This window comes from Bifidobacterium jacchi (assembly GCF_009078285.1).
In the GTDB taxonomy this organism is placed as follows: Bacteria; Actinomycetota; Actinomycetes; order Actinomycetales; family Bifidobacteriaceae; genus Bifidobacterium; species Bifidobacterium jacchi.
The window spans coordinates 82,489-84,754 of the sequence record NZ_RQSP01000005.1; the positions used below are offsets into that span (position 1 = coordinate 82,489).

The window sequence follows — 2,266 nt, forward strand, 5'->3', positions numbered from 1 at the left end:
ACAGACAGCTCTGCTGTTTGCTCTACGGCAACGGTCCTGCAATTATGGACGCGCTGCGCGCGCGGTTTGCTGGCTCGACTGTCGTCGAGCAACGTTGCCTACAAACAGCTCTGCTGTTTGCTTCACGGCAACGGTCCTGCAATTATGGACGCGCTTCGCGCGCGGTTTGCTGGCTCGCCGGTCGGCTCGCACGTTGCCTACAGACAGCTCCGCTGTCTGCTCTACGGCAACGTCATAGCGGTGCCAACGCTTCTTGGCTGATTATGAGACAGACCAGTAGGTTGTTCCCGAAACGATGGCGGCACGCGGTGCACAGGCACGCGGCGCGTCACCTGCCGTTCATGTTGTGTACTTTTTATGTTTTTTGTTCAGTTTTGTCCGCTTTTGTGAGTACGTTGAAAAGCGAAGTAACCGGTATAGGTTCCCTATGGCGTGCATGCGGCGCGGCGTTCGGCATCGTCGGACGGATCGCTTCGGTGCAGGCCATGTGCGGAACGATATCGCTTCACAGTGATGATGAAAGGACCTTACCCATGGCCATCAATCCTCCGGTTGACGCAACCGCGACCCCCGAGTGGGCCGCGCTGCAGAAGCACTACAACGAGCTCCAGAACGCGGGCATCAGCCTCAAGCGCTGGTTCGCAGAGGATCCCGAGCGCGTCGAGCGTCTGAGCTTCGACGCCGGCGATCTGCACTTCGACCTGTCCAAGAACCTCATCAAGCCGGAAACGCTCCAGCTGTTCGCCGATCTCGCCAAGGCCGTCAAGCTCGACGAGCGCACCAAGGCCATGTACACCGGTGTGCACATCAACAACACCGAGGATCGCGCCGTGCTGCACACCGCGCTGCGTCGCCCGGTCGAGGATGAGGGTAAGTACATCGTCGACGGTCAGGACACCGTCAAGGACGTGCGCGAGACCCTCGACAAGATCTACGCCTTCGCCGACGACGTGCGCTCCGGCAAGTGGACCGGCATCACCGGCCGCAAGATCGAGACCGTCGTCAACATCGGCATCGGTGGCTCCGATCTGGGTCCCGTCATGGTGTACGAAGCCCTCAAGCCGTACGCGGACGCCGGCATCTCCGCCCGCTACATCTCCAACATCGACCCGAACGATCTGGCTGAGAAGACCAAGGGCCTCGACCCGGAGACCACCCTGTTCATCATCGTCTCCAAGACCTTCACCACGCTGGAGACCCTGACCAACGCCCGCGAGGCCCGCACCTGGCTGCTCGAAGAGCTCGAAGCCAACGGCGCCATCGCCAAGGGCGACGACGCCCAGCGCGCCGAAGCCATCAAGAAGCACTTCGTCGCCGTCTCCACCAACCTGGAGAAGGTCGAGGAGTTCGGCATCGACCCGGCCAACGCGTTCGGCTTCTGGAACTGGGTCGGCGGCCGCTACTCCGTCGACTCCGCCGTCGGCACCTCCCTCGCCGTCGTCTTCGGACCGGCCCGCTTCGAGGAGTTCCTGCACGGCTTCCACGAGATCGACGAGTACTTCGCCAACACCCCGTTCGAGAAGAACGTCGTCGTGCTGCTCGGCATCCTGAACGTGTGGTACCGCAACTTCTTCAAGGTCGCCTCGCACGCCGTGCTGCCGTACGACCAGTACCTGCACCGCTTCCCGGCCTACCTGCAGCAGCTGACCATGGAGTCCAACGGCAAGTCCGTGCGTTGGGACGGCACCCCGGTCACCTCCGAGACCGGCGAGATCTTCTGGGGCGAGCCCGGCACCAACGGCCAGCACGCCTTCTACCAGCTGATCCACCAGGGCACCCAGCTCATCCCGGCTGACTTCATCGCGTTCGTCAACACGCCGAACCCGACCAAGGACGGCGACCAGGACGTTCACGAGCTGTTCCTCGGCAACTACCTTGCGCAGACCAAGGCCCTTGCGTTCGGCAAGACCGCCGACGAGGTCCGTGCGGAAGGTACCCCGGAGGAGATCGTTCCCGCCCGCGTGTTCTCCGGCAACCGCCCGACCACCTCGATCTTCGGCGTGGCCCTCACCCCGTTCTCGCTCGGCGAGCTCATCGCCCTGTACGAGCACATCACCTTCGTCGAAGGCACCGTGTGGGGTCTGGACTCCTACGATCAGTGGGGCGTCGAGCTCGGCAAGCAGCTCGCCAAGCAGATCACCCCGGCCATCTCCCAGGATGACGAGGCGCTCGCCGCTCAGGATGCGTCCACGCAGAGCCTGATCAAGTTCTATCGCGAGAACCGCGAGTTCTGATCTTCGCTCCGCTTCATTCAGGACTCGTGGTT

General features: G+C 62.6%; 2 protein-coding genes. Both read left to right on the top strand.

Translation table 11 applies throughout. The features are described from left to right. Positions 1–261: hypothetical protein (locus EHS19_RS10995; protein WP_206666306.1), on the top strand; the 261-nt coding region annotated here is incomplete at its 5' end. A gap of 272 nt (positions 262–533) precedes the next feature. Continuing rightward, complete coding sequence (gene pgi / locus EHS19_RS02765; protein ID WP_151916276.1) at positions 534–2,234, top strand: glucose-6-phosphate isomerase; 1,701 nt, start codon at positions 534–536, stop codon at positions 2,232–2,234. Positions 2,235–2,266: the final 32 nt, after the last annotated feature.